We start from the raw sequence: 24,601 nt of genomic DNA on the forward strand, positions 1-24,601 counted from the left end.
AAGGCAAAATAAAATAGAAAAGAGATTTTACTTATGGCAGTTCAAATGGAATACGAAAAAGATGTTAAAGTTGCAGCATTAAATGGTAAGAAAATTGCTGTAATCGGTTATGGCTCACAAGGACATGCACATGCACAAAACTTGCGTGATTCAGGTCATGATGTCATTATCGGTGTGCGTCCAGGTAAATCATTCGATAAAGCAAAAGAAGATGGTTTTGATACCTATACAGTAGCAGAAGCGACTAAATTGGCAGACGTGATCATGATTTTGGCTCCGGATGAAATCCAACAAGAATTGTATGAAACTGAAATTGCGCCAAATCTTGAAGCGGGTAATGCTGTTGGTTTTGCACACGGATTCAATATCCACTTTGAATTCATCAAAGTTCCAGCGGATGTCGATGTCTTTATGTGTGCACCGAAAGGACCAGGTCACTTGGTTCGTCGTACTTATACTGAAGGATTTGGTGTACCAGCACTTTACGCAGTCTATCAAGATGCTACAGGTAACGCCAAAGACATCGCTATGGACTGGTGTAAAGGGGTTGGATCAGCACGTGTTGGTCTTTTGGAAACAACCTATAAAGAAGAAACGGAAGAAGATTTGTTCGGAGAACAAGCTGTACTTTGTGGTGGTTTGACTGCCCTTATCGAAGCTGGTTTTGAAGTATTGACTGAAGCAGGTTATGCTCCAGAATTGGCCTACTTTGAAGTTCTTCACGAAATGAAATTGATTGTAGACTTGATCTACGAAGGTGGCTTCAAGAAAATGCGTCAATCAATCTCTAACACTGCTGAATACGGTGACTACGTATCAGGCCCACGTGTCATAACTGAACAAGTGAAAGAAAATATGAAAGCTGTTCTTGCTGACATTCAAAATGGTAACTTCGCTAACGACTTTGTGAACGACTACAAAGCTGGACGTCCAAAATTAACTGCTTACCGTGAACAAGCTGCTAACCTTGAAATTGAAAAAGTTGGTGCTGAATTGCGTAAAGCAATGCCGTTCGTTGGTCAAAACGACGATGACGCCTTCAAAATCTACAACTAATTGTCTGTAGAAGACTAAGCAAGTTGGGACACCCTGGCTTGCTTTTTTCATCAAAACACAGCAACAGAGGTATGAAATGATAACAGCAAAAGATGTGGCTAAGGCCCATAAAATATTAAGAGGAGTCGTTGTTAATACGCCCCTTGAATACGACCACTATTTATCTGAAAAATATGGCGCAAAGATTTATTTGAAAAAAGAAAATGCCCAACGCGTTCGTTCTTTCAAAATTCGTGGTGCTTACTTTGCGATCTCTCAATTATCAAAAGAAGAACGGGAACGTGGGGTAGTGTGTGCATCTGCGGGAAACCATGCGCAAGGAGTTGCTTATACATGTAAGGAGATGAAAATTCCAGCGACCATTTTTATGCCCATTACAACACCGCAACAAAAGATTGGACAAGTCCGCTTCTTTGGTGGGGATTATGTAACAATCAAGTTGGTCGGAGATACGTTCGATGCTTCAGCGAAGGCAGCACAAGAATTTACTCTTGCAGAAAAACGGACCTTTATTGACCCATTTGATAATCCATACGTACAGGCTGGTCAAGGGACAGTTGCCTACGAAATCCTTGAAGATGCTCGGAAAGAGTCGATTGCCTTTGATGCTGTCCTTGTTCCTGTCGGTGGCGGAGGTCTCATTTCAGGTGTTTCTGCCTATATCAAAGAAACGGATCCTCAGATTGAGGTCATTGGGGTAGAGGCCGAGGGAGCACGCTCTATGAAGGCTGCTTTTGAAGCAGGTGGCCCAGTCAAATTACCAGAAATTGATAAGTTTGCGGATGGAATTGCCGTGCAAAAGGTAGGGCAATTGACTTATGAAGTAACTCGTCAGCATGTTGAAACGCTAGTCGGTGTGGATGAAGGATTGATTTCAGAGACCTTGATTGATCTCTATTCTAAGCAAGGAATTGTTGCCGAACCAGCGGGAGCTGCCAGTGTGGCTTCCCTAGAAGTTTTGCGCGAATACATCAAGGGAAAAACGATCTGTTGTATTATCTCCGGTGGGAATAATGACATCAACCGTATGCCTGAAATGGAAGAGCGTGCCTTGATCTACGATGGAGTCAAACACTACTTTATCGTCAACTTCCCACAACGTCCAGGGGCCCTTCGCGAATTCGTAAATGATATCTTAGGACCAAATGATGATATCACTCGTTTTGAATACATTAAGCGCGCTAGCAAGGGGACAGGCCCAGTCTTAATCGGGATTACTTTAGATAATAAACATGACTATGCAGGCTTGATTAATCGGATTGAGCGTTTTGACCCTTCCTTCATTAATTTGAACGGGAACGAAACTCTTTATAATATGCTAGTCTGATTATAGTCGAGAAAGAACCGATAAGGAAGGCAATATATTTTTATGGAATATATTGCTTTTTTAGGAAGAACTGTGATATGATATGCATAAATTAAAAGGAGGAACTTATTATGCCTGGATTTTTTATATTTCTTTTATTCATACTGTTAGTTGCAGGAGGAATTGTGATTAGCTCACTCTATGTGGTCAAGCAACAATCCGTTGCCATCATCGAGCGATTCGGTCGCTATCAAAAAATTAGTGATAGCGGCATTCATATGCGGGCACCTTTTGGAATTGACAAGATTGCGGCACGAGTTCAATTGCGCGTCTTGCAGAGTGAGATCGTGGTTGAAACAAAAACTCAGGATAACGTATTCGTTACCATGAATGTGGCGACGCAATACCGAGTGAACGAGAGCAACGTAAAGGATGCCTACTACAAACTCATGCGTCCAGAATCACAGATTAAATCATACATTGAAGATGCTTTGCGTTCTTCTGTGCCTAAGTTGACCTTGGATGAATTGTTTGAGAAAAAAGATGAAATCGCTCTTGAAGTTCAAAAACAAGTAGCAGAAGAAATGTCAACTTATGGATATATTATTGTTAAAACCTTGATTACCAAAGTTGAGCCAGATGCCGAAGTGAAACAATCCATGAACGAGATCAATGCAGCGCAAAGAAAACGTGTGGCAGCTCAGGAATTGGCAGAAGCAGACAAGATCAAGATCGTTACTGCTGCCGAAGCTGAGGCGGAAAAAGACCGCTTGCACGGGGTCGGTATTGCCGAGCAACGGAAGGCCATTGTCGATGGATTGGCAGACTCTATTAAAGAGTTAAAAGGTGCGAATGTAGACTTGACCGAAGAACAAATCATGTCTATTCTCTTAACCAATCAGTACTTAGATACCTTAAATAATTTTGCAGATAAGGAAGGGAATAATACGATTTTCCTACCAGCTAACCCAGATGGCGTCGAAAACATTCGTACACAAATATTATCAGCCTTGAAAGCAAAATAAACTTTTTCTCATTTTTTAAAAAAGGTTCGTATTTTCAGCGATTTTAGTTGACAAAATGTGCAAAACAATTTATATTAGTATTGGAAATAATAATATAGGAGAAAGATCATGGCTAAATCGAACTTTGAAAAAGTAGAATCAGTTGTTGGATGGGTACGCGATAAGAAAATTACGGGATATCGTATCAGTAAAGAAACAAATGCCCGTGAAATGTCTATCATTGCCTTGGCTCAAGGACGTGCAAAAGTGAAGAATATCTCCTTCGAAACTGCACTCGGATTGATTGATTTTTATGACAAAAATCATCAAAAATTTGAAGATTAATTTGTTGTTCCAATTAAAAGTCAGAGAGAAAAATCTCTGACTTTTTTCTATGTCCGAAAAAGATAAAGCAAGCACAAAAAAACAGTTTGCTGACACAAAGGCCAGCAAGCTGTTTTAGGGTCTTAATTTAAGAAGCGTTGAAGGAATTCTTTGGTCCGTTCTTCTTTTGGATTGGTAAAGATTTCTTTTGGATCGCCTTGTTCAGCGATAACCCCTTTGTCCATAAAGATCACGCGACTTGAAACGTCTCGGGCAAATTCCATTTCGTGAGTCACCACAATCATGGTTAGGCCTTCTTTGGCTAAGTCTTGCATAATTTTAAGAACTTCTCCGACCATTTCAGGGTCCAGAGCAGAAGTTGGCTCATCAAAGAGAATCGCATCAGGGTCCATTGAGAGAGCACGCGCGATCGCCACCCGTTGCTTTTGTCCTCCTGAAAGTTGTTTGGGACGGGCAGCCCAATATTGGGACCCCATACCAACTTTTTCAAGGTTTTCTTTGGCTACTTTTTCTGCAGTTTCACGATCACGCTTGAGGACGGTTGTTTGCGCCACAATGGTATTTTCCAAGACATTTAAATTTTCAAAGAGATTAAAGCTTTGGAAAACCATCCCCAATTTTTCCCGATAATGGGTCAAATCATAGTCAGGATCAAGAACGTTTTGTCCACGATAGAGAATTTCGCCAGCAGTAGGAGTCTCCAAAAGATTAATGGAGCGTAGGAAAGTCGATTTCCCGCTACCGGAGCTTCCGATGATGGAGATCACCTCTCCTTTTTCAACGGTGAGCGAAATATCTTTCAAAACTTCATTTTGACCATAAGATTTTTTTAAATGGTTGATTTCAAGTATTTTTTCTGCCATTATTTCACCTCCTTGACTTGCATTTGATTGGCACCCGTAGTATAAGTATCAGAGTCTAAACGACGTTCGATGTAGCGAAGGATACGGGTGATGGTAAAGGTGAGAACGAAGTAAATCACCGCGATGATAGTAAAGGTTGGGAAGTATTGGTAGTTCTGAGTTGCTACCGTATTTCCTGTGAAATAAAGCTCAACAACAGAGATAACGTTCAAGACAGAAGTATCCTTGATATTGATGACAAACTCATTTCCTGTTGCTGGCAAGATATTGCGCACGACCTGAGGAAGGACGACCTTGCGCATGGTTTGTCCATGGGTCATTCCTAGAGCAGTAGCCGCTTCAAACTGACCGGGATCTACTGCCAAGATTCCTCCACGAACAATCTCACTCATATAAGCCCCTGTATTGATGGAAACAATAAAGATGGCGGCCCAAGTGCGATCCAAGGAAATGTTAAAGGCTTGGGCGGAACCGTAGAAAATAACCATAGATTGAACAATCATCGGAGTCCCGCGGAAGATTTCAATGTAGACATTGAGGAACCAACCGAAGAATGTTTGCAAGGCGGCGAGGGCCTTGTTCTTAGACATAGGCGCAGTCCGGAAGACACCGATTAACAAACCGATGATCAAACCAGCAATGGTTCCCGTCATGGAGATGAGGAGGGTCATTCCAGTTCCGCGTAAGAACTGTGGGCCATTATCTTTCAAAATCTTCATCATTTGACTGAAGAAAGTCTGCTCATCATCGCTAGCATCACTGGAAGCTGGTTGCTTCTCAATCATATCATCCATGAGTTTGACTTGCTCTTCTGACGAAATTTTAGCTAGTGCCGCATTGACTTGGTCAAGTCTAGTATCACCCTTCTTCATCCCGATAGCGATGGTCGCATCTTCTTCTCCAACTTCAAATCCTTTTTTGAATTGGATCATCTTAAATTTTGAATTAGCGGACTCAGCGGTTAGGGCTTCTGGTCGTTCGGAAACATAAGCATCGATGACGCCAGATTCAAGCGCTTGACGCATTTGAGCAAAGTCTCCCATGGCGGTTTCTTGTTTTGCCCCTTTGAGTTGAGAAATGAGCGAGTAGAGGTAGACCCCTTGTTGAGAGGTAACCTTTGCATCTTTAAAGTCATCTAGACTAGTGGCATTCGCATAGTTCCCGTCTTTGCGGACCAGCATGACCGGCTCGCTGGTATAGTAGCTATTAGAGAAGGCCACCTCTTTTTTACGTTCAGCAGTGGGACTCATCCCGGCGATAATCATATCGATTTTACCAGATGTGAGAGCTGGAATTAAACCGTTCCAAGATGTTTTCACGATCAAAGGTTTTTTACCTAAATCCTCAGCAACTTTTTTAGCGATTTGGACATCGTACCCATTGGCATATTGGTTGGTGCCATCAATCTTCACGGCTCCATTTGAATCATCTTCTTGGGTCCAGTTGAAAGGAGCGTATGCAGCTTCCATCCCAATTCGTAAATATTCATCTGCATGAGCAACCTGTGTGATCCCTAAGCAAATGAAAAGCCCTGTTAAGAGCGCAAATAATGTTTTTCTCATTTTTTCTCCTCTTCCTTATTTTAACTCTTCCTATTGTACAGTAAAATAGGTTGCATTTCAAACAAGGTCCTCTTTTTATTTAAAAAATGCTATAATAATACAAAGGAGCGTGAGCAAATGAAAAAGTATTTGTATATAATTTTCACTTTTCTGGCCTGCCTGTTTGTGAGTCAGAATGTGCAAGCATCAGGTCCATCTTATGAGGTGCTCTACTATGGTGGGACCTTGACCTTGGACACCTGGGACGACGCTACCTATGAGGAAGAATTAACCTATTATTTTAAAGATTCTTACAGAGGACAGTATGTTAGTCTAGGAACTGCGGGGAACATGCCACAAGGCTTTGAGATTGAGACCCCACCAAAGGTTGAGGTGGAAGGTCGAGAGCTTCAAATGGAGCCTGAGGTTCGTAATCTAGGCGATGGTTACCGAGTGAAAATTTATAACAGCGGTTATGCAGGAGATACAGTTAAAATAAAGGTCACTTGGAAATTGAAAAATCTCCTCTATTCGCACAGAGATATCCTACTATTGAACTGGAAACCCATCACGGATGGCGACAAGAAAGTTGAAAAGGTTCAGTTTCGTGTTATTCCTAAGTTTGCATCAGCAAATGCGCAGTCGGAACTATATATCCATACAGCCTATATGGGGCCGGATGTGACAGTTAAGAAAGAAGATGGATATTATGATGCCACCTTCTATAATCTAGGTAAAAACCAAGCTGTAGAGCTGTATGGTTATTGGTTGAAGTCAGACCTTTCTCCCTTGTATGCTTCTGATCGAGATACAGGATTGACCAAATTGGATGAATTTCATCAGACCCAAGCCAAAATTGAACAGGAAAAATACTGGACACGCATGTTTTGGCATTGGATCTTGCCGGCGCTCATTATCAGTCTCTGGCTTTTGGCTCTTTTAGGTCGCAATCGTTTTAAAAAAATGATTTGGCCTGGTGTCACTTATCCAACCAATACGCGTCTTTATGAAATTCCACAGGATATCGCGCCTCTGGTGATGAGTTCGGTTGTGTATTCAGCTGAATTGGACGAAGTTTCCCCTACCAATAAAGCGAAGATGACTCCTCCTCCTTTTACCTTTGAAAAAATGCTCCAAGCTACCTTACTTGATTTGATGGATCGCGGAGTGATTGTCTACGAGCAAAAAGGAAATGAAGTGGTTTTGACCAGGAAGTCTCATGGACACGTGGATGATTTTGAGCGCTCCTTTATGGACATGGCTTTTGGGGATCAGGTGACTTGCCCTGTCAATCGTCTCTTTGAAAATTATGAGTTCAGTGGAGATTTATACAAACATGCGAAAAAAGAAGATCAAGATGCCATTCGTTCAATTGGAAGAAAGGCTCAGTCTCATTTTGATGCAGCTGTCAACCAAGTAGCCCGAGATGTCCATCGTAAGGTAGAAGATCTCCATTTACCAAGCTATTATCGACCTTTAGAAGCGCATGAAGAAGCACAAGCTAGACGCAGTCTCTTCTTTGGTTGGACGGCTTGGTTCTTAGCTCTTGGAGCAGAGATTTTTGCTATCTTTGTACTGAATTGGTTCTCTATTCCTTGTTTGATCGGGGTTTTGACCCTTTGGTATTTGCCAGCGCGCTTCAATGCTATGTTTAAAGCCAGCCTAAGAGATGGGGTTGTTAATAGCGCAGGTGCGGAACAACGCTATTACTGGGATAGTTTCGGCCGGATGTTGAAAGAGATTGCTCATCTTAACGATACAGAGCTACAGTCTCTGGTTCTATGGAACCGCTTATTGGTCTATGCGGCCTTATATGGTGTAGCAGATAAGGTCACAAAGGTCATGAAGCTTCGAAATATTCATTTACAAAACCAAGCCTTGGATGCTTTCGTTTATACACCGTTCTATCATGACGTGACACGTACGAGTCATGCCATGTCTACCTATGGATCAACAGCATCCACGGCCAGTCATTTCACTGTTTCCTCTGGTAGTGGTGGAGGATTCTCTGGTGGAGGCGGCGGCGGAGGCTTTGGAGCCTTCTAATTCTGGCAAGAGAGGTCTAGTCCAGTCTGTAGAATTATGATATAATAAAGCAAATGTAAGTTTAGGAGAAAAAGATGTTTCTGTTCGAATTGATCAAAGCGATTCTTTTTGGAATTGTCGAGGGGATTACAGAGTGGTTGCCGATCTCAAGTACAGGTCACTTGATTTTGTTGCAGGATTTTGTTCAATTTAAAAATCAAGATTCGGCCTTCATGGAGATGTTCAATGTTGTCATCCAATTGGGAGCCATCCTTGCGGTTGTGGTAATTTATTTTGATAAATTATATCCGTTTAAACCAGGGAAATCAGCAGTAGAAGTGCGTCGGACCTGGCAGTTATGGGCAAAAGTTGCAGTTGCAACTCTCCCGCTTGTCTTTGTTTTCAAACTCGATGATTGGTTTGAGGCACATTTTCACAACTCCATTTCTGTTGCGATTATGCTGATTACCTACGGGGTTGCCTTCATCTATTTGGAAAGACGGGAACAAATCAAGCCAGAAGTAACAGAGCTGCATAAGTTGCCTTATCGAACAGCCTTGTATATCGGACTTTTCCAAGTCCTATCGCTTTTTCCAGGTACGAGCCGTTCAGGTGCTACGATTGTGGGAGGTTTGATCAATGGTGTTAGCCGTCCGGTCGTGACAGAATTCACCTTTTATCTGGGAATTCCAGCTATGTTTGGCGCCAGCCTGTTAAAAGTTGCAAAATTTGTGCTTGGAGGCCATTCACTGGCCCTGGGGCAACTCTTTATTCTACTGGTTGCTATGGGAGTAGCTTTTGTGGTCAGCATGTATGCCATCCGCTTCTTGACAGATTATGTGAAAAAACATGACTTTACAGTCTTTGGGAAATACCGGATCGTGCTTGGTTCCATCTTGCTATTGTATGGATTGTTCCGTATCATTTTCTAAGAACATCATGGATGTCATTTCTGAGGTCGGTGACTTTTGTCCCGGCCTCTTTTCTCTGCATCCTTTTTTTGAATTCTATCCAATTTTTTAGTATAATAGTAAGACTAGAAGTATGAGGTTATACTATGAAGATGAAGCAAATTAGTGATTCGACAATTAAAATCACAATCCAACTAGAAGACTTAGAAGAACGTGGAATGGAAATTGCTGATTTCCTTGTCCCACAGGAAAAAACAGAAGAATTTTTCTATGCCATTTTGGATGAGCTTGAAATGCCGGAAAGTTTCCTGGATAGCGGGATGCTTAGTTTTCGTGTGACACCGAAACCAGATAAATTAGATGTTTTTGTTACCAAATCAAAAATTGACCAACAATTGGATTTTGAGGATTTGTCCGATCTTCCCGATATGGAAGAATTATCGCGCATGACGCCAGATGAGTTTATCAAGACCTTGGAAAAAACCATCTCTGAAAAGACAAAAGGGGATGCGGAAGCTATCCACCATTTGGAGCAAGAAGAGTTGCGTGAGGATCAAGAACCCTCAGAAGCGGTTGAACTACCTGTGACTCAGTATATCTATTATATTTTGCGGTTTAAAAGTCTCCAGCAAGTGGTGGCCTTTTCGAAAACAGTGACCTATCCAGTAGATACCTCTGAATTATACAAAATGGGGTCTGAGTATTATTTGACTATCTTAATCGACACAGAGGATCAACCAAGCCAATATCCAACCTGGTTACTTGCCATTATCCGTGAATATGCTGATGATTCAGATGTGACACGAGCAGTTCTGCAAGAGCATGGGCATTTACTGATGGTATCAGGTGCGATTGAGAATTTGAAGAAAGTTGCTAGCTTATGATGCCTTTTTCACTGCAATTTGTTTTGGTGCTGATTGGGACCTTCGTGATTGCTTTGCTTTTGACGCCTTTGGTTCGCTTGTTCTCCTTTAAGATCGATGCAGTGGATTATCCCAATGCTCGTCGGATCAACACCAAGCCCATGCCAAGTGCTGGTGGACTGTCTATTGTGATCGCTTTTTCGATTGCAACCTTGGTCTTTATTCCTATGCTGACCTTCACTACCACACCGATCAAAAGTTACCTCTCCTACACGTTACCAGTTGTAGGAGCAGGATGGATGATTGCTCTCACGGGCTTGATCGATGATGTAAAAGAGTTGTCTGCTAAGAAAAAGATGATCGGCATTCTTCTTGCAGCCAGTTTAGTCTGGTTCTACACAGACTTTCGGCTGAATGATTTTAAGATTCCTTTCGGTGGTCCCTTGCTTCATTTTGAACCATGGCTATCGTATCTTTTGACGGTGATTTGGATTGTCTCCATTACCAATGCGGTTAATCTCATTGATGGATTAGATGGTTTGGTGAGCGGGGTCTCCATTATTTCTCTTGTAACAATGGGGATTGTATCCTATTTCTTTTTGCCAGTTCCTAATCTCTTTTTGACCATGACTATCTTTGTCTTGGTTGCAGCCATCGCTGGATTCTTTCCTTTTAATTACCATCCAGCCATTCTCTATCTGGGAGACACCGGTGCTCTGTTTATAGGATTTATGATTTCTGTTTTATCCTTGCAAGGTTTGAAAAATGCGACGGCAGTTGCAGTAGTCACTCCTATGATTATCCTTGGAGTTCCGATTACAGATACCTTTTTGGCGATTATCCGGCGGACCCTATCTGGTCAAAAATTTTACAAACCGGATCGCAATCATTTGCATCATCGTCTGCTCTCCTTGGGGTTAACCCATCGAGGAACCGTATTGGTAATCTATGGAATTTCGATGATCTTTTCGATGATCTCTTTACTGCTTAATATCTCTACTCGTATCGGGGGGGTCTTGCTTGTGATTGGGCTCTTGTTTGGAGTGGAGCTGTTAGCAGAATTAATCGGGGTTCTAGGGCCTAGTCATAGTCCGCTATTAAATGTCCTTCGTTATATTGGCAATTCCTCCTACCGTGAGGAAGTCCGTCAAAAACGGAAAGATAAAACTAAATAAGAATTGTTCTAATCAAAAGAAAAGCCAATTAGGCTTTTTTTTGATATACTTGAAAGGTAAAAAAAATACTTTGTGATCAAGGTGCCTTGATTTTGAGGTCTTTGATGGGGCAAGGTAAAAGAAAGGGAATGCAATGTCGACATTAGAAATTAAAGACCTTCACGTTGAAATTGAAGGCAAAGAAATTTTAAAAGGTGTAAATCTTACCCTAAAAACTGGTGAAATCGCAGCGATTATGGGACCAAATGGTACAGGTAAATCAACTCTGTCAGCAGCCATTATGGGAAATCCAAATTATGAAGTGACCAAAGGTGAGGTTCTGTTTGACGGTATCAACATCTTGGAATTGGAAGTAGACGAACGTGCGCGAATGGGCTTGTTCCTTGCAATGCAATACCCTTCAGAAATCCCAGGAATTACCAATGCAGAATTTCTACGTGCTTCCATGAATGCTGGTAAAGAAGATGATGAAAAGATTTCGGTTCGTGATTTCATTAAAAAATTAGATGAAAAGATGGAATTACTCAACATGAAAGAAGAAATGGCAGAACGTTATTTGAATGAAGGCTTCTCAGGTGGTGAGAAAAAACGAAATGAAATTCTTCAATTATTGATGTTGGAACCAACTTTTGCGCTTTTGGACGAAATCGACTCCGGTTTGGATATCGATGCTCTTAAAGTCGTATCTAAAGGTGTCAATGCTATGCGTGGTGAAGGCTTCGGAGCTATGATCATCACCCACTACCAACGTTTGTTGAACTACATTACTCCTGACGTAGTCCATGTGATGATGGATGGTCGGGTTGTGCTTTCAGGTGGACCAGAATTGGCTGCTCGTTTGGAACGAGAAGGATACGCCCAACTTGCGGAAGAACTCGGTTACGACTATAAAGAAGAACTATAACTTGAGGACAAGTAACCTTATTTGTCAGAAAATCAAACAGATAGTATCTTTATTAGGAGAAAAAAATGAGTATTGAAAATATTACCCTCTTTTCGGAAATGCATGCTGAGCCAAGCTGGTTGCAAGATTTACGAAAAAAAGCTTTTGACAAGATCGATCAGTTGGAATTACCAGCCATTGAACGGGTCAAATTCCACCGTTGGAATCTTGGGGATGGAACAATCACGGAAAGTGAGGCTTCTGCAGATGTACCTGATTTCACGGCCCTTGATTCGAATTTAAAATTGGTTCAATTTGGAACCCAGACCGTTTTTGAGCAAGTCCCACAGGCCCTAGCGGACCAGGGCGTCCTCTTCACAGATTTCCATTCTGCCTTAGAAGAAATTCCGCAGCTCGTGGAAGACTATTTTATGTCTTCTGTTAAATACGATGATGACAAGCTAGCAGCCTATCATACGGCTTACTTTAACAGTGGGGCTGTCCTTTATATCCCAGATAATGTTGAGATTGAAGAAGCAATCGAAGGCATTTTCTACCAAGATAGTGATAGTGATGTACCTTTTAACAAACACATTTTGATTATTGCCGGCAAAAATAGCAAGTTCAGCTATTTGGAGCGCTTGGAATCAAAAGGTAGTGGCTCAGAAAAAGCAACTGCTAATGTGACGGTTGAGGTAATTGCCCGCTCAGGTGCCCAAGTGAAATTTGCGGCCATTGACCGCCTTGGAGAAAACGTTACAGCCTATATCAGTCGTCGTGGGAAACTAGGTCAGAATGCTAGCATTGATTGGGCCATCGGTGTCATGAATGAGGGCAATGTGGTGGCAGACTTTGACAGTGACTTGGTTGGAAATGGAAGTCATGCCGATCTGAAGGTGGTTGCCTTATCAAGTGGACGTCAGGTGCAAGGAATTGATACGCGCGTGACCAACTTTGGTTGCAACTCGATTGGAAATATCTTGCAACACGGTGTCATTCTTGAAAAAGGAACTCTGACCTTCAATGGAATTGGTCACATTATCAAGGGTGCCAAAGGAGCAGATGCCCAGCAAGAAAGTCGTGTCTTGATGCTTTCTGACCAAGCGCGTTCAGATGCCAATCCGATTCTTTTGATTGAAGAAAATGACGTGACAGCAGGCCATGCTGCATCTATCGGCCAAGTAGACCCAGAAGATATGTATTATCTCATGAGTCGTGGTCTTGACAAACACACAGCCGAACGTTTGGTAGTACGCGGTTTCTTGGGTTCTGTCATTGTTGAAATTCCAGTCAAAGAAGTACGCGATGAAATGATTGCCACTATTGAAGAAAAGTTATCTCAACGCTAAGGAGAAACGATGCTAGATAGAAATACGATTGCTCAAGATTTCCCAATTCTCGATCAATTCGTCCATGATGAACCCTTGGTTTATCTAGACAATGCAGCAACAACACAAAAACCTAAACGTGTTCTTGAAGCAGTCAACCACTATTATTTGCAAGATAACGCTAATGTCCATCGTGGCGTTCATACCTTGGCTGAGCGAGCTACCGCAGCCTATGAGGCAGCGCGCGAAAAAGTCAGGAAGTTCATCAACGCCCCATCAACCAAGGAAGTCCTCTTTACAAGAGGAACGACAACGGGACTGAACTGGGTGGCTCGCTACGCGGAAGAAGTCTTAAAGGAAGGAGACGAAGTTCTGATTTCCATTATGGAACACCACTCCAACATCATTCCTTGGCAGCAAGCCTGTAAAAAGACAGGAGCAAAACTGGTCTATGTCTATCTAAAAGATGGCCTATTGGACATGCAGGACCTAAAAAGTAAACTCAGTGAGAAGACGAAATTTGTCTCTATCACCCATGCTTCTAACGTTCTAGGCGTGGTCAATCCGATCAAGGAAATTGCCCGATTGTCTCATGAAGTTGGAGCTATCATGGTTGTTGACGGAGCTCAATCAACTCCTCATATGGCTATTGATGTGCAGGATTTAGATGCGGATTTCTTTGCTTTTTCTGGTCATAAGATGGCTGCACCGACAGGGATTGGTGTCCTCTACGGGAAAGAAGAGCTCTTACATCAAATGTCTCCGGTGGAATTTGGAGGCGAAATGATTGACTTTGTCTATGAACAATCTGCTTCCTGGAAGGAATTGCCTTGGAAATTTGAAGCTGGAACGCCCAATATGGCTGGGGCGATTGGACTTGGAGCGGCGATCGACTACTTAGAAGAGTTGGGGATGGACCAGGTAGAAGCGCATGAGCAAGAGTTAATTGCCTATGTGTTTCCAAAATTACAGGCTATCGAAGGTCTGGCTATTTATGGTTCCCAAGACTTGGCTCAACGTTCCGGTGTGATTTCCTTTAATTTAGGCGATCTCCATCCGCATGATTTGGCGACAGCCTTAGATTATGAAGGAATTGCTGTTCGTGCAGGACACCACTGTGCCCAACCTCTCCTTCAATACCTGCAGGTCCCTGCAACCACAAGAGCAAGTTTCTATATCTACAACACCAAGGCGGACTGTGATAAATTGATTGAGGCATTGATCAAAGCAAAGGAGTTTTTCAATGGCACTTTCTAAATTAGATTCACTTTACATGGCGGTCGTAGCCGACCACTCAAAGCACCCCCACCATCAAGGGCGGATTGAAGATGGAGACCAAATCCAACTGAATAATCCAACTTGTGGAGACGTGATCCAGTTGAGTGTGAAATTTGATGAAAATGACAGGGTCCAAGATATTGCCTTTGTGAATTCAGGTTGCACCATCTCAACAGCTTCAGCTAGTATGATGACAGATGCTGTAATGGGAAAAACGAAAGCGGAAGTAGAAGAATTGGCAGAGGTCTTTTCAGAAATGGTCCAAGGTCAATCGGATCCTCGGCAAGAGGAATTGGGAGACGCAGCCTTCTTATCAGGAGTTTCAAAATTCCCGCAACGGATTAAATGTGCGACCCTCTCCTGGAATGCCCTTAAAAAAGCGATCGAACGTAACAATTAATTAAAAGAAGAAACAGAGAAAGAAAGGAAATTATGGCTGAAGAAAGAGTCGAACCGAAACCAATTGATCTCGGTGAATATAAATTTGGATTTCACGATGACGTTCAACCAATTCTCTCTACAGGAAAAGGCTTGAACGAAGCCGTTATTCGTGAATTATCTGCAGCAAAAAATGAACCAGAATGGATGCTTGAATTCCGCTTGAAATCTTTTGAAACCTTCAAAAAGATGCCTATGCAAACCTGGGGTGCGGACCTATCAGAGATTGACTTTGATGATTTGATCTATTATCAAAAGCCTTCAGATAAACCTGCCCGTTCTTGGGATGAAGTTCCAGAGAAAATCAAGGAGACCTTTGAGAGAATTGGGATTCCTGAAGCGGAACGTGCTTACCTAGCAGGAGCTTCAGCTCAGTATGAATCGGAAGTGGTTTACCACAATATGAAAGAAGAGTTTGAAAAGTTGGGGATTATCTTTACCGATACGGATTCTGCCCTAAAAGAATATCCTGACCTTTTCAAACAGTATTTTGCGAAGTTAGTACCACCAACGGATAACAAATTGGCTGCCCTCAACTCAGCAGTCTGGTCTGGGGGAACCTTCATTTATGTACCAAAAGGCGTAAAAGTAGATGTACCGCTTCAAACTTACTTCCGTATCAACAATGAAAACACAGGTCAGTTTGAACGAACCTTGATTATTGTGGATGAAGGCGCAAGTGTACACTACGTAGAAGGATGTACGGCTCCGACCTATTCAAGCAATAGCCTCCATGCAGCCATTGTCGAGATCTTTGCCTTGGATGGTGCATACATGCGTTACACGACCATCCAAAACTGGTCAGACAATGTTTACAACTTGGTAACCAAGCGGGCCAAAGCTCAAAAAGATGCGACAGTTGAGTGGATCGATGGAAACCTAGGTGCCAAGACAACCATGAAATACCCATCTGTTTATCTGGATGGGGAAGGTGCACGTGGGACGATGTTGTCCATTGCCTTTGCCAATGCTGGGCAACACCAGGATACAGGGGCAAAAATGATTCACAATGCTCCTCATACAAGCTCGTCTATCGTTTCTAAATCGATCGCTAAAGGTGGTGGTAAAGTAGACTATCGTGGACAAGTGACCTTTAATAAGAATTCCAAGAAATCCGTCTCTCACATTGAGTGTGATACCATCATTATGGATGATATCTCAGCATCGGATACGATTCCTTTTAATGAGATCCATAATTCTCAAGTCGCCTTGGAACACGAAGCGAAGGTTTCAAAAATCTCAGAGGAACAATTGTATTACTTGATGAGTCGTGGTCTGACTGAAACAGAAGCGACAGAAATGATTGTCATGGGATTTGTGGAGCCCTTCACTAAAGAGCTTCCAATGGAGTATGCTGTTGAGCTTAACCGCTTGATTAGCTACGAAATGGAAGGATCAGTAGGCTAACTTAGTTTAATAGAGTTATAAAAAATCACAATGGAGTAAAATCCATTGTGATTTTTTGTTTATAATTTTTCATTGACATAGCGGACGAATTCATTCCACCAAACCTTCAGGAAAAAGCTCTTCTCAATATTTTTTTCAGCCACCATTTCGACTGTTGGTTCCTGGTCTTCTAGATAACCACGACCAATTTTTTCTGGGTCGGAGTATTGGAGAAGTCCTACATCAGTACCAGACTTCACAGGGGCCTTGAATTGGTTCTGATTGCTTTTGAAACGAATCTTGGCTTCTGTTTGATTACCTTGCTTTTCAACGACATAAAAGTCTTTTTTGGCAACAGCTGAAACGGATTCGGATTTTCCATCCATAATGGAAACCTTACTGTTTCCATAGGGATCGCCTTCCTTCACAACTATTGAAGAGTAGAAAGTTCGTACCACATAGTTCATCAGAGAAGAAGTGGTCACAAAGCGTGCATAAGGATCACCATCAACAGCTTCAACTCCTAGGACAACTGTAATCATGTGGATTCCATTTTGCGTGGTGGATGCGGCAAAGGTAATCCCGCCCTTGCTAGAGTTGCTGACCCGAAGACCATCGACTCCAGTACGGTAATTCGGCATCCCCTCTAGCATCAGGTTGGGATTTTCAATCTGTGTTTGTGAAAACAGAGCAGTTGGTTTAGATGTATATTGCGTCACTTCAGGGAAATCTTGGAGCAAGTGCTTAGCAATGACAGCAATATCATAAGCGCTCAATTGATTTTCATCCTCTTTCCCCTCAGGATCACCGCTGATTGTTTGTGTATTTAAACCTGTCGCGTTGATCAAGTGGGGAGATCGAATGCCCCAAGTAGACAATTTTTGCTTCATCTTTTCAACGAAGTCTTTTTCGGAGCCACCGACCTTCTCAGCTAAGGCTAGGGCAGCAGTACTAGAGTTTCCAACTAGCAAAGCCGTCAGTAGCTGATCGACAGTATATTGATTCGACTCCATGGGAATAGTGCCGGCACCTTCGATATCATTTAAGGCCAAGGCCTCTTCAGATAAATTGACGGACTCTTTTAACGAAAGCTTCTTATCATGAATCGCTTCAAAGATCAGATAAGTGGTCAGAAGGGTAGATAAACCGCCCACATCGCGCTTTTTCTCTGAGTCTTTTTCGTACAAAATTTTACCAGTATCTGCTTCGACAGCAATGGCACTTTTAGCAGGAAGATCCAGCTCGTCTGCAAGAATCATTTGGGTTGGGAAACTGCATAAAAGCAGGATGCAGGTTAAAAAAGAAAGAAAGAATTTTTTCACAGTTATTTCCTCATTACTTAGTCTTCTCTATTGTATCATAGAAAATCAGAATGGAAAATCGTAAAATCAACATTCAAGTCACAAAGTCAATTCTATCAAGCTTTTCAAGCTGTGACGAGGCGAATATTCAGAAAATTTAGTTTACTTTTTTTTCTATTTGTGATATAATCTTAAACAAATCTAAAAAACTATTGGAGAATTCCTATGAAAAAAGGTAAAGTATTCGCAGTTGCCGGAGTAACTCTCCTTGCAGCAGGATTGTTGGCTGCATGTTCAGGATCAAACACAAGTAAATCAAGCTCTGGTTCAAACGAAGACAAGAACTATGGCTATGTATACACTTCAGATCCAACAACTTTGGACTATACAATTTCTTCCAAGGCTGCAACCCATGACATCACTACAAATGTGGTAGACGGTTTGTTAGAAAACGACAAATACGGTAACCTTGTCCCTTCACTTGCGGAAGACTGGTCTGTATCAAAAGATGGTTTGACCTATACTTACAAGATTCGTAAAGGGGTCAAATGGTATGATGCGGATGGTGAAGAACACGGTGAAGTAACTGCTCAAGACTTCGTGACTGGTTTGAAACACGCTGCTGATAAGAAATCAGAATCTCTTCCACTTGTTCAAGGCTCTGTCAAAGGATTGGATGATTATGTCCAAGGGAAAATCACAGACTTCAGCCAAGTAGGTGTCAAAGCGGTTGATGATTACACACTTGAGTACACATTGAACAAACCGGAAACTTTCTGGAATTCTAAAACGACTAACGGAATCTTGTTCCCAATTAGCACAGAATTCTTGAAGAGCAAGGGAGAAGATTTTGGTCAACCAAACGACGTGAAATCCATCCTTTCAAATGGACCATTTCTTTTGAAATCCATTACGTCAAAATCATCTGTTGTATTTGAAAAAAATGACAACTACTGGGATAAGAAAAACGTTCACCTGAAAGAAGTGAAACTTACTTATTACGATGGATCAGACCAAGATTCATTGGCTCGTGGATTCTCTGATGGTGCTTATACAAAAGCTCGCCTTTTCCCTGCAAGTTCTAACTTTGCAACAATAGAGAAAAAATATAAAGATGATATCTTTACTACACCAGCAGGATCAGGTGTAGCCGTGCTCGGATTTAATTTGGATCGCCAATCTTATAACCACACAGCTAAAAAATCAGATGCTGAAAAAACAGCTACTAAGAAAGCGATTTTGAACAAAGATTTCCGTCAAGCCATTACTTTTGCCTTGAACCGTGAAAGCTACTCAGCACAATTAAATAGCAAACAGTTTGCAAAACCAGCTATCCGTAATACCTACACAGCACCAGCCTTTGTCCAAGTAGATGGAAAAGATTTTGGAGATGTCGTAGCAGATAAATTGACCACTTATGGAGATCAATGGAAAGGTGTGAACCTTGCTGATGGTCAAGATGGTCTTTACAACAAGGATAAAGCCAAAGCACAACTTGAAAAAGCGAAAGCAGAACTTCAAAAAGATGGCGTTCAATTCCCAATTCATATTGACGTGCCAGTAGCTCAAAGCTCAACAGGTTTTGTTGCTCGTATGCAATCTCTGAAACAAACAGTGGAAGAGACTCTTGGGAAAGACAATGTCGTTCTGGATCTTCAAATGCTTGACATGGATGAAGTTCAGAATATCACTTTGAATGTGCCATCAGCTGCAGATGCAGACTGGGATCTTCAAGGATTGGTGGGATGGAACCCAGACTATGATGATCCATCAACTTACCTTGATACTCTTCAACCGGCTTCTGAAGACCAAACAAAAGTTTACCTTGGTTTTGCAGGTGGTGTAGAAAATCCAGCAGCGAAAGCAGTTGGTTTAGATGAATTCGCTAAACTTCTTGATGACGCAAGTAATGAAACACAAGATGTTGTGAAACGTTACGAAAAATACGCAGTTGCTCAAGCTTGGTTGACAGATAGTGCAATTGTTATTCCAACGATGTCAAGTACAGGTGCTGCAACAGTTGTTTCTAAGGTGGTTCCATTCTCTGAACCTTCCTCACAAACAGGGAACAAAGGTTCAACCTACTTCAAATACGTAGAAGTTCAAGATGAGCCAGTAACTAAGAAACAATACGATGAAGCTCTTAAGAAATGGCAAAAAGAAAAAGCTGAGTCAAACAAAAAAGCTCAACAAGACCTTGAAAAACACGTTAAATAATTAAATTATTGCTTTTCATCAGAACTTTCTCTTCTAGGGGAGAAAGTTCTTTTGAACATTAAAGGAATGAAATATGAAAAAATATGTTTTTATGCGTATTTTACGTTCGTTAGTGTCTATTTTTCTAGTCACGACATTAACTTACACGATTATCTATACGCTAACACCGAGAAATCTCATTTTTAAAAATGATCCCAACTACAATAAAGTAGCGAAGACGAAAGATTCAAAGATCAACTACGAAAACACGGTCTATGATCGCATGGGTTATTTGGAATACATGGATTCAAAAAGCTTGCAACAAAAAGCAAGTGAAGAAGATTCATCTGTAACAGTTGATCCAACAACTGCCAATGAAAAAATCTATAAGAAATACATCAACAAATTAGGTCACGGTTGGCAGTTGAAACGATTCCCAGAAAGTAATTCCTTCTATGCAGTACGGGAAATCCCGGTTTTTGAACGTGTCGTTAGCTTCTATGCGAATTTGATTCAGTTTGATCATCCGGGTTGGGTGAAAGATGCTTCAAACCCAAACCTCAAACGCTACATTCGAATTGAAAATGATCCATCAATTGGTTGGTCTGTAGTAGGTTCTGGTACAAAACACAAATATCTCTTGTACTTTAATGGACAATTCCCATTTGTCCATCAAAACTTTGTGACATTAAACCTTGGAAATTCATATCCAACTTACTCTAATACCCCAGTTCTTCAAGTGATTACGCAAGGACAAGGAACAACTAAGAAGAGTGAAGTGAACTTCCCTACAGGTAAAAAGACATCTTCCATTGATATCTACTCACGTACCTACAAATCTCCAAGCAAGGCAGACTCACAAGATATTAGTCGATTTGGTAAAGGAGATGCCTATACGGCAACCTTGAGCAACTATGAAAATCCTTCTATGATTGCAAGTTCTGCTATCATTGGTTTGATTGGTATTGCAATTGCCTATTTGATTGCGATCCCATTAGGCTCTTATATGGCGCTGTTCAAAAACTCATGGTTTGATAGTATCTCAACAGCTACCTTGACATTTATGATGTCTCTACCAACAATCGCTTTGGTTTATATCGTTCGTTTGATTGGATCGTTCTTCTCGCTTCCTGATTCATTCCCAGTGCTTGGAGCACAGGATTGGCGTTCATATGTATTGCCATCTCTGATTCTAGGTTTATTAAGTGCGCCATTTATCGCTGTTTGGATTCGTCGTTACATGATCGATATCCATTCTCAAGATTTTGTGCGTTTTGCTCGCTCAAAAGGTTTGTCAGAACGAGAAATCTCGAGAAAACATATCTTCAAGAATGCGATGGTTCCATTGGTATCTGGGATTCCGGCGGCTATTATTGGTGTCATCTCAGGTGCTACCCTTACGGAAACAGTCTTCGCCTTTCCTGGTATGGGTAAAATGTTGATTGACTCTATTAAAGCATCAAACAACACCATGGTTATCGGACTTGTCTTCATCTTCACTTCACTTGGTATCTTTGCTGCCATGTTGGGTGATATCTTGATGACAGTACTTGACCCACGGATTAAATTAACGAATACGAAAGGAGGCAAATAATGGCTACAATCGATAAAAATAAATTTCAGTTTGTAAAACGTGATGACTTTGCCTCTGAAGTAATCGATGCCCCAGCATACTCTTACTGGAGATCAGTGTTCAGACAATTCTTGAAGAAAAGAACAACCCTCATTATGCTTGCGATTTTGATTGGGATTCTATTGATGAGTTTTGTCTATCCCATGTTTTCAAATTTTGATTACAACGATGTCAGTAAGGTAAATGACTTTACTGCCCGTTTGAACCCACCAAGTGGGAAGGCCCTCTTTGGTACAGATAACAATGGTAAATCCCTTTTTGATGGGGTTTGGTTTGGTGCTCGGAACTCTATTATTATTTCCTTCATCGCAACTGTTATTAACGTAGTTGTCGGAGTCATTGTTGGTGGAATTTGGGGAATTTCAAAATCTATCGACCGGGTCATGATGGAAGTGTATAATGTTATTTCAAATATTCCGTTCATGCTGATCGTTATCGTCTTGACTTACTCAATGGGATCTGGTTTCTGGAACTTGATTCTTGCCATGTCCTTAACAGGATGGATTGGGATTGCCTATACCATTCGTGTTCAAATTATGCGTTACCGTGACTTGGAATACAACCTGGCCAGCCGAACTTTGGGGACACCAACTTTGAAAATTGTTACGAAAAACATTTTGCCGCAATTGGTATCAGTTATCGTAACTCAAACATCACAGTTGCTCCCAAGCTTTATTTCATATGAAGCCTTCCTTTCCTTCTTTGGTCTTGGTCTTCCAATTACAGTTCCAAGTTTGGGACGTTTAATCTCTGACTATTCTCAAAACGTAACAACAAATGCGTACCTATTCTGGATTCCATTAACTGTTTTGATTTTAGTCTCCTTGTCATTCTTTATCGTCGGACAAAACTTGGCCGATGCCAGCGACCCACGTACACATAGATAGGAGGAGTAGATATGACATCAAATAACAATATTATTTTATCTGCTCAAGATATCGTAGTGGAATTTGACGTGCGCGATCGCGTGCTGACAGCCATTCGCAGCGTATCACTTGAGCTAGTTGAAGGTGAAGTGCTTGCTTTAGTTGGTGAGTCAGGGTCAGGGAAATCAGTTTTGACCAAAACCTTTACAGGTATGCTTGAAGACAATGGTCGTGTGGCCCAAGGTACGATTAAATACCGCGGTCAAGAATTGACTGATTTAAAATCCAATAAAGATTGGGAAAATATTCGTGGTTCTAAAATCGCTACGATTTTCCAGGATCCGATGACAAGTTTGGATCCCATCAATACAATTGGTTCTCAAATTACAGAGGTCATTATTAAACACCAAGGGAAGACAGCAAAAGAAGCTAAAGAAATGGCTTTGGACTATATGGCCAAAGTTGGAATCCCAGATGCTGAGCGTCGTTTTGATGAGTATCCCTTCCAATATTCGGGTGGGATGCGTCAGCGGATCGTTATTGCGATTGCTTTGGCCTGCCGTCCAGATATCTTGATCTGTGATGAACCAACAACTGCCCTTGACGTAACGATTCAAGCACAAATCATCGATTTGTTGAAATCCTTACAAAAGGAATACCAATTTACTGTTATCTTTATCACCCATGACCTAGGTGTGGTTGCAAGTATTGCTGATAAAGTAGCCGTTATGTATGCTGGCGAAATCGTTGAGTTTGGTAAAGTAGAAGAAATTTTCTATGATCCAAAACATCCATACACATGGAGTTTGCTTTCAAGTTTACCACAATTATCAACCTCAGATGGGGATCTTTACTCTATCCCTGGGACACCGCCTTCATTGTATGCTCCGATCAAAGGAGACGCCTTTGCTCTTCGTTCTGATTATGCGATGCAGATAGATTTCGAAGAAGCAGCACCGGCCTTTAAAGTAACAGATACTCACTGGGCGAAAACATGGTTGCTCCATCCAGACGCTCCAAGAGTTCATAAACCAGAAGTAATCGAAAACCTTCACGAAAAGATTGGCTCAAAAATGGGCTTCACTAACATTACAGAATAGGAGGAAGGAAATGACTGAAAAATTAGTTGAAATTAAAGATTTAGAAATTTCCTTCGGTGAAGGAAGTAAGAAATTCGTTGCTGTAAAAAACGCAAACTTCTTCATTAATAAGGGAGAAACCTTCTCTCTAGTAGGTGAATCTGGAAGTGGTAAGACAACAATTGGACGTGCTATCATTGGTTTGAATGATACAAGCGCTGGAGAAATTATTTATGACGGTCGCAAGATCAATGGTAGAAATTCTCACAGTGAAAAATCAGAGTTGATTCGTAAAATTCAAATGATCTTCCAAGACCCAGCAGCAAGTTTGAATGAACGTGCAACAGTTGATTATATTATCTCTGAAGGTTTGATCAATCACCATTTGTTTAACAGTGAAGAAGAACGTCAGGAAAAAGTGAAAAATATTATGCATGAAGTTGGGCTTCTTGCAGAACATTTGACACGTTACCCTCACGAATTCTCAGGTGGACAACGTCAACGGATCGGTATTGCCCGTGCACTTGTTATGGAACCAGAATTTGTTATTGCGGATGAGCCAATCTCAGCCCTAGACGTTTCAGTTCGTGCGCAAGTCTTAAACTTATTGAAAAAATTCCAAAGAGAATTAGGTTTGACTTATCTCTTTATCGCCCATGATTTATCAGTTGTGCGCTTCATTTCTGATCGTATTGCAGTTATCTATAAAGGAGTAATCGTAGAAGTAGCAGAAACGGAAGAGCTATTTAACCATCCAATCCATCCATATACACAATCACTTCTTTCAGCTGTTCCAATTCCAGATCCGATTTTAGAACGTAAAAAAGTTCTAAAAATTTATGATCCTGAACAACATGATTATTCTGAAGATAAACCACAAATGGTTGAAATTAAACCAGGTCATTATGTTTGGGCTAATAAAGCAGAAGTAGAAAAATATAGACAAGAATATAAATAGAGAGGAAATCCTCTCTATTTTTTGTTATTTTAAAAAAACTTTCAAAAAAGTAAAATTTTTTAAAAAAAGTTATTGACAAGTAAAAGTGTACGTGATATACTAATATAGTTGTCGCGAGAGAGCGACAAAGACCTTTGAAAACTGAACAAGACGAACCAATGTGCAG

The 24,601-nt window shown here is 41.3% G+C and carries 21 protein-coding genes; 18 read left to right on the forward strand and 3 right to left on the reverse strand.

Features of this window, described 5'->3' with window-relative positions:
- Window positions 1-33 precede the first annotated feature (33 nt).
- The 4 genes from ilvC to QM968_RS10450 all read left to right on the forward strand — a co-directional run bounded on the left by ilvC (window position 34) and on the right by QM968_RS10450 (window position 3,711).
- Entirely contained in the window at window positions 34-1,056 is a 1,023-nt protein-coding gene (gene ilvC / locus QM968_RS10435; RefSeq protein WP_070660840.1) for a ketol-acid reductoisomerase, read from the forward strand.
- A gap of 76 nt (window positions 1,057-1,132) precedes the next feature.
- Window positions 1,133-2,383 (forward strand): threonine ammonia-lyase IlvA, encoded by a 1,251-nt coding sequence (gene ilvA, locus QM968_RS10440; RefSeq protein ID WP_414326113.1) that lies wholly within the window; start codon window positions 1,133-1,135, stop codon window positions 2,381-2,383.
- Window positions 2,384-2,493: 110 nt separating this feature from the next.
- Entirely contained in the window at window positions 2,494-3,387 is an 894-nt protein-coding gene (locus QM968_RS10445) for an SPFH domain-containing protein (protein WP_414326111.1), read from the forward strand.
- A gap of 108 nt (window positions 3,388-3,495) precedes the next feature.
- Entirely contained in the window at window positions 3,496-3,711 is a 216-nt protein-coding gene (locus QM968_RS10450; RefSeq protein WP_003004771.1) for a hypothetical protein, read from the forward strand.
- Between the two features lie 122 nt (window positions 3,712-3,833).
- Here the strand turns inward: QM968_RS10450 and QM968_RS10455 are convergent, their stop codons facing one another.
- Both QM968_RS10455 and QM968_RS10460 read right to left on the reverse strand, forming a co-directional pair.
- The gene (locus QM968_RS10455) at window positions 3,834-4,574 is read right to left on the reverse strand and encodes an amino acid ABC transporter ATP-binding protein (protein ID WP_414326109.1); all 741 of its coding nucleotides are present in this window, start codon (window positions 4,572-4,574) and stop codon (window positions 3,834-3,836) included.
- Window positions 4,574-6,136, reverse strand: coding sequence for an ABC transporter substrate-binding protein/permease (locus tag QM968_RS10460; RefSeq protein WP_414326107.1), 1,563 nt, complete (start codon window positions 6,134-6,136; stop codon window positions 4,574-4,576). The genes QM968_RS10455 and QM968_RS10460 overlap by 1 nt, the downstream gene beginning before the upstream one ends.
- Before the next feature lie 117 nt (window positions 6,137-6,253).
- Here QM968_RS10460 and QM968_RS10465 point away from each other — a divergent pair, with 117 nt between their 5' ends.
- The 9 genes from QM968_RS10465 to sufB all read left to right on the forward strand — a co-directional run bounded on the left by QM968_RS10465 (window position 6,254) and on the right by sufB (window position 16,423).
- Window positions 6,254-8,161 carry a DUF2207 family protein gene (locus QM968_RS10465; protein ID WP_414326105.1) on the forward strand — a complete coding sequence of 636 codons (1,908 nt, stop codon included), beginning with the start codon at window positions 6,254-6,256 and terminating at the stop codon, window positions 8,159-8,161.
- A 74-nt stretch (window positions 8,162-8,235) separates the two neighbouring features.
- A complete protein-coding gene (locus QM968_RS10470) occupies window positions 8,236-9,072 on the forward strand; it encodes an undecaprenyl-diphosphate phosphatase (protein WP_414383899.1) in 837 nt (278 codons plus the stop codon).
- 125 nt (window positions 9,073-9,197) lie between these two features.
- Window positions 9,198-9,935, forward strand: a complete 738-nt coding sequence (gene mecA / locus QM968_RS10475) for an adaptor protein MecA (RefSeq protein WP_414326103.1) — start codon at window positions 9,198-9,200, stop codon at window positions 9,933-9,935.
- Window positions 9,932-11,089 (forward strand): glycosyltransferase family 4 protein, encoded by a 1,158-nt coding sequence (locus QM968_RS10480; protein WP_414326101.1) that lies wholly within the window; start codon window positions 9,932-9,934, stop codon window positions 11,087-11,089. Before mecA ends, QM968_RS10480 begins: the two co-directional genes overlap by 4 nt.
- A 133-nt stretch (window positions 11,090-11,222) precedes the next feature.
- Window positions 11,223-11,993 carry a Fe-S cluster assembly ATPase SufC gene (gene sufC / locus QM968_RS10485; RefSeq protein WP_414326100.1) on the forward strand — a complete coding sequence of 257 codons (771 nt, stop codon included), beginning with the start codon at window positions 11,223-11,225 and terminating at the stop codon, window positions 11,991-11,993.
- A gap of 65 nt (window positions 11,994-12,058) precedes the next feature.
- Window positions 12,059-13,321, forward strand: coding sequence for a Fe-S cluster assembly protein SufD (gene sufD / locus QM968_RS10490; RefSeq protein WP_414326098.1), 1,263 nt, complete (start codon window positions 12,059-12,061; stop codon window positions 13,319-13,321).
- A 9-nt stretch (window positions 13,322-13,330) separates the two neighbouring features.
- Complete coding sequence (locus QM968_RS10495; RefSeq protein ID WP_414326096.1) at window positions 13,331-14,557, forward strand: cysteine desulfurase; 1,227 nt, start codon at window positions 13,331-13,333, stop codon at window positions 14,555-14,557.
- Window positions 14,544-14,978 carry a Fe-S cluster assembly sulfur transfer protein SufU gene (gene sufU, locus QM968_RS10500; protein WP_414326094.1) on the forward strand — a complete coding sequence of 145 codons (435 nt, stop codon included), beginning with the start codon at window positions 14,544-14,546 and terminating at the stop codon, window positions 14,976-14,978. Before QM968_RS10495 ends, sufU begins: the two co-directional genes overlap by 14 nt.
- Before the next feature lie 32 nt (window positions 14,979-15,010).
- A complete protein-coding gene (sufB, locus tag QM968_RS10505) occupies window positions 15,011-16,423 on the forward strand; it encodes a Fe-S cluster assembly protein SufB (RefSeq protein WP_414326092.1) in 1,413 nt (470 codons plus the stop codon).
- 59 nt (window positions 16,424-16,482) lie between these two features.
- Here the strand turns inward: sufB and QM968_RS10510 are convergent, their stop codons facing one another.
- Window positions 16,483-17,724, reverse strand: coding sequence for a serine hydrolase (locus QM968_RS10510; protein WP_414326090.1), 1,242 nt, complete (start codon window positions 17,722-17,724; stop codon window positions 16,483-16,485).
- A 204-nt stretch (window positions 17,725-17,928) separates the two neighbouring features.
- Here QM968_RS10510 and QM968_RS10515 point away from each other — a divergent pair, with 204 nt between their 5' ends.
- The 5 genes from QM968_RS10515 (at window position 17,929) to QM968_RS10535 (ending at window position 24,435) form a co-directional block, all read left to right on the forward strand.
- Window positions 17,929-19,920: a peptide ABC transporter substrate-binding protein gene (locus QM968_RS10515; RefSeq protein ID WP_414326088.1), complete on the forward strand. Its 1,992-nt coding sequence runs from the start codon at window positions 17,929-17,931 to the stop codon at window positions 19,918-19,920.
- A 73-nt stretch (window positions 19,921-19,993) separates the two neighbouring features.
- Complete coding sequence (locus QM968_RS10520; protein WP_414326086.1) at window positions 19,994-21,493, forward strand: ABC transporter permease; 1,500 nt, start codon at window positions 19,994-19,996, stop codon at window positions 21,491-21,493.
- Window positions 21,493-22,419 carry an oligopeptide ABC transporter permease OppC gene (gene oppC / locus QM968_RS10525; protein WP_414326084.1) on the forward strand — a complete coding sequence of 309 codons (927 nt, stop codon included), beginning with the start codon at window positions 21,493-21,495 and terminating at the stop codon, window positions 22,417-22,419. Before QM968_RS10520 ends, oppC begins: the two co-directional genes overlap by 1 nt.
- Before the next feature lie 11 nt (window positions 22,420-22,430).
- Window positions 22,431-23,498 (forward strand): ABC transporter ATP-binding protein, encoded by a 1,068-nt coding sequence (locus tag QM968_RS10530; protein ID WP_414326082.1) that lies wholly within the window; start codon window positions 22,431-22,433, stop codon window positions 23,496-23,498.
- A 10-nt stretch (window positions 23,499-23,508) separates the two neighbouring features.
- The gene (locus QM968_RS10535) at window positions 23,509-24,435 is read left to right on the forward strand and encodes an ATP-binding cassette domain-containing protein (RefSeq protein WP_414326080.1); all 927 of its coding nucleotides are present in this window, start codon (window positions 23,509-23,511) and stop codon (window positions 24,433-24,435) included.
- The last annotated feature ends 166 nt before the right edge of the window (window positions 24,436-24,601 follow it).

The sequence above is a fragment of the Streptococcus sp. OMI870 genome (assembly GCF_047460295.1).
Lineage (GTDB): Bacteria > Bacillota > Bacilli > Lactobacillales > Streptococcaceae > Streptococcus.

Bases quoted from the DNA above. Each gene is read 5' to 3' on its own strand.
- ilvC (WP_070660840.1), top strand. From the start codon at position 34: ATGGCAGTTCAAATGGAATACGAAAAAGATGTTAAAGTTGCAGCATTA.
- ilvA (WP_414326113.1), top strand. From the start codon at position 1,133: ATGATAACAGCAAAAGATGTGGCTAAGGCCCATAAAATATTAAGAGGA.
- QM968_RS10445 (WP_414326111.1), top strand. From the start codon at position 2,494: ATGCCTGGATTTTTTATATTTCTTTTATTCATACTGTTAGTTGCAGGA.
- QM968_RS10450 (WP_003004771.1), top strand. From the start codon at position 3,496: ATGGCTAAATCGAACTTTGAAAAAGTAGAATCAGTTGTTGGATGGGTA.
- QM968_RS10455 (WP_414326109.1), bottom strand. From the start codon at position 4,574: ATGGCAGAAAAAATACTTGAAATCAACCATTTAAAAAAATCTTATGGT.
- QM968_RS10460 (WP_414326107.1), bottom strand. From the start codon at position 6,136: ATGAGAAAAACATTATTTGCGCTCTTAACAGGGCTTTTCATTTGCTTA.
- QM968_RS10465 (WP_414326105.1), top strand. From the start codon at position 6,254: ATGAAAAAGTATTTGTATATAATTTTCACTTTTCTGGCCTGCCTGTTT.
- QM968_RS10470 (WP_414383899.1), top strand. From the start codon at position 8,236: ATGTTTCTGTTCGAATTGATCAAAGCGATTCTTTTTGGAATTGTCGAG.
- mecA (WP_414326103.1), top strand. From the start codon at position 9,198: ATGAAGATGAAGCAAATTAGTGATTCGACAATTAAAATCACAATCCAA.
- QM968_RS10480 (WP_414326101.1), top strand. From the start codon at position 9,932: ATGATGCCTTTTTCACTGCAATTTGTTTTGGTGCTGATTGGGACCTTC.
- sufC (WP_414326100.1), top strand. From the start codon at position 11,223: ATGTCGACATTAGAAATTAAAGACCTTCACGTTGAAATTGAAGGCAAA.
- sufD (WP_414326098.1), top strand. From the start codon at position 12,059: ATGAGTATTGAAAATATTACCCTCTTTTCGGAAATGCATGCTGAGCCA.
- QM968_RS10495 (WP_414326096.1), top strand. From the start codon at position 13,331: ATGCTAGATAGAAATACGATTGCTCAAGATTTCCCAATTCTCGATCAA.
- sufU (WP_414326094.1), top strand. From the start codon at position 14,544: ATGGCACTTTCTAAATTAGATTCACTTTACATGGCGGTCGTAGCCGAC.
- sufB (WP_414326092.1), top strand. From the start codon at position 15,011: ATGGCTGAAGAAAGAGTCGAACCGAAACCAATTGATCTCGGTGAATAT.
- QM968_RS10515 (WP_414326088.1), top strand. From the start codon at position 17,929: ATGAAAAAAGGTAAAGTATTCGCAGTTGCCGGAGTAACTCTCCTTGCA.
- QM968_RS10520 (WP_414326086.1), top strand. From the start codon at position 19,994: ATGAAAAAATATGTTTTTATGCGTATTTTACGTTCGTTAGTGTCTATT.
- oppC (WP_414326084.1), top strand. From the start codon at position 21,493: ATGGCTACAATCGATAAAAATAAATTTCAGTTTGTAAAACGTGATGAC.
- QM968_RS10530 (WP_414326082.1), top strand. From the start codon at position 22,431: ATGACATCAAATAACAATATTATTTTATCTGCTCAAGATATCGTAGTG.
- QM968_RS10535 (WP_414326080.1), top strand. From the start codon at position 23,509: ATGACTGAAAAATTAGTTGAAATTAAAGATTTAGAAATTTCCTTCGGT.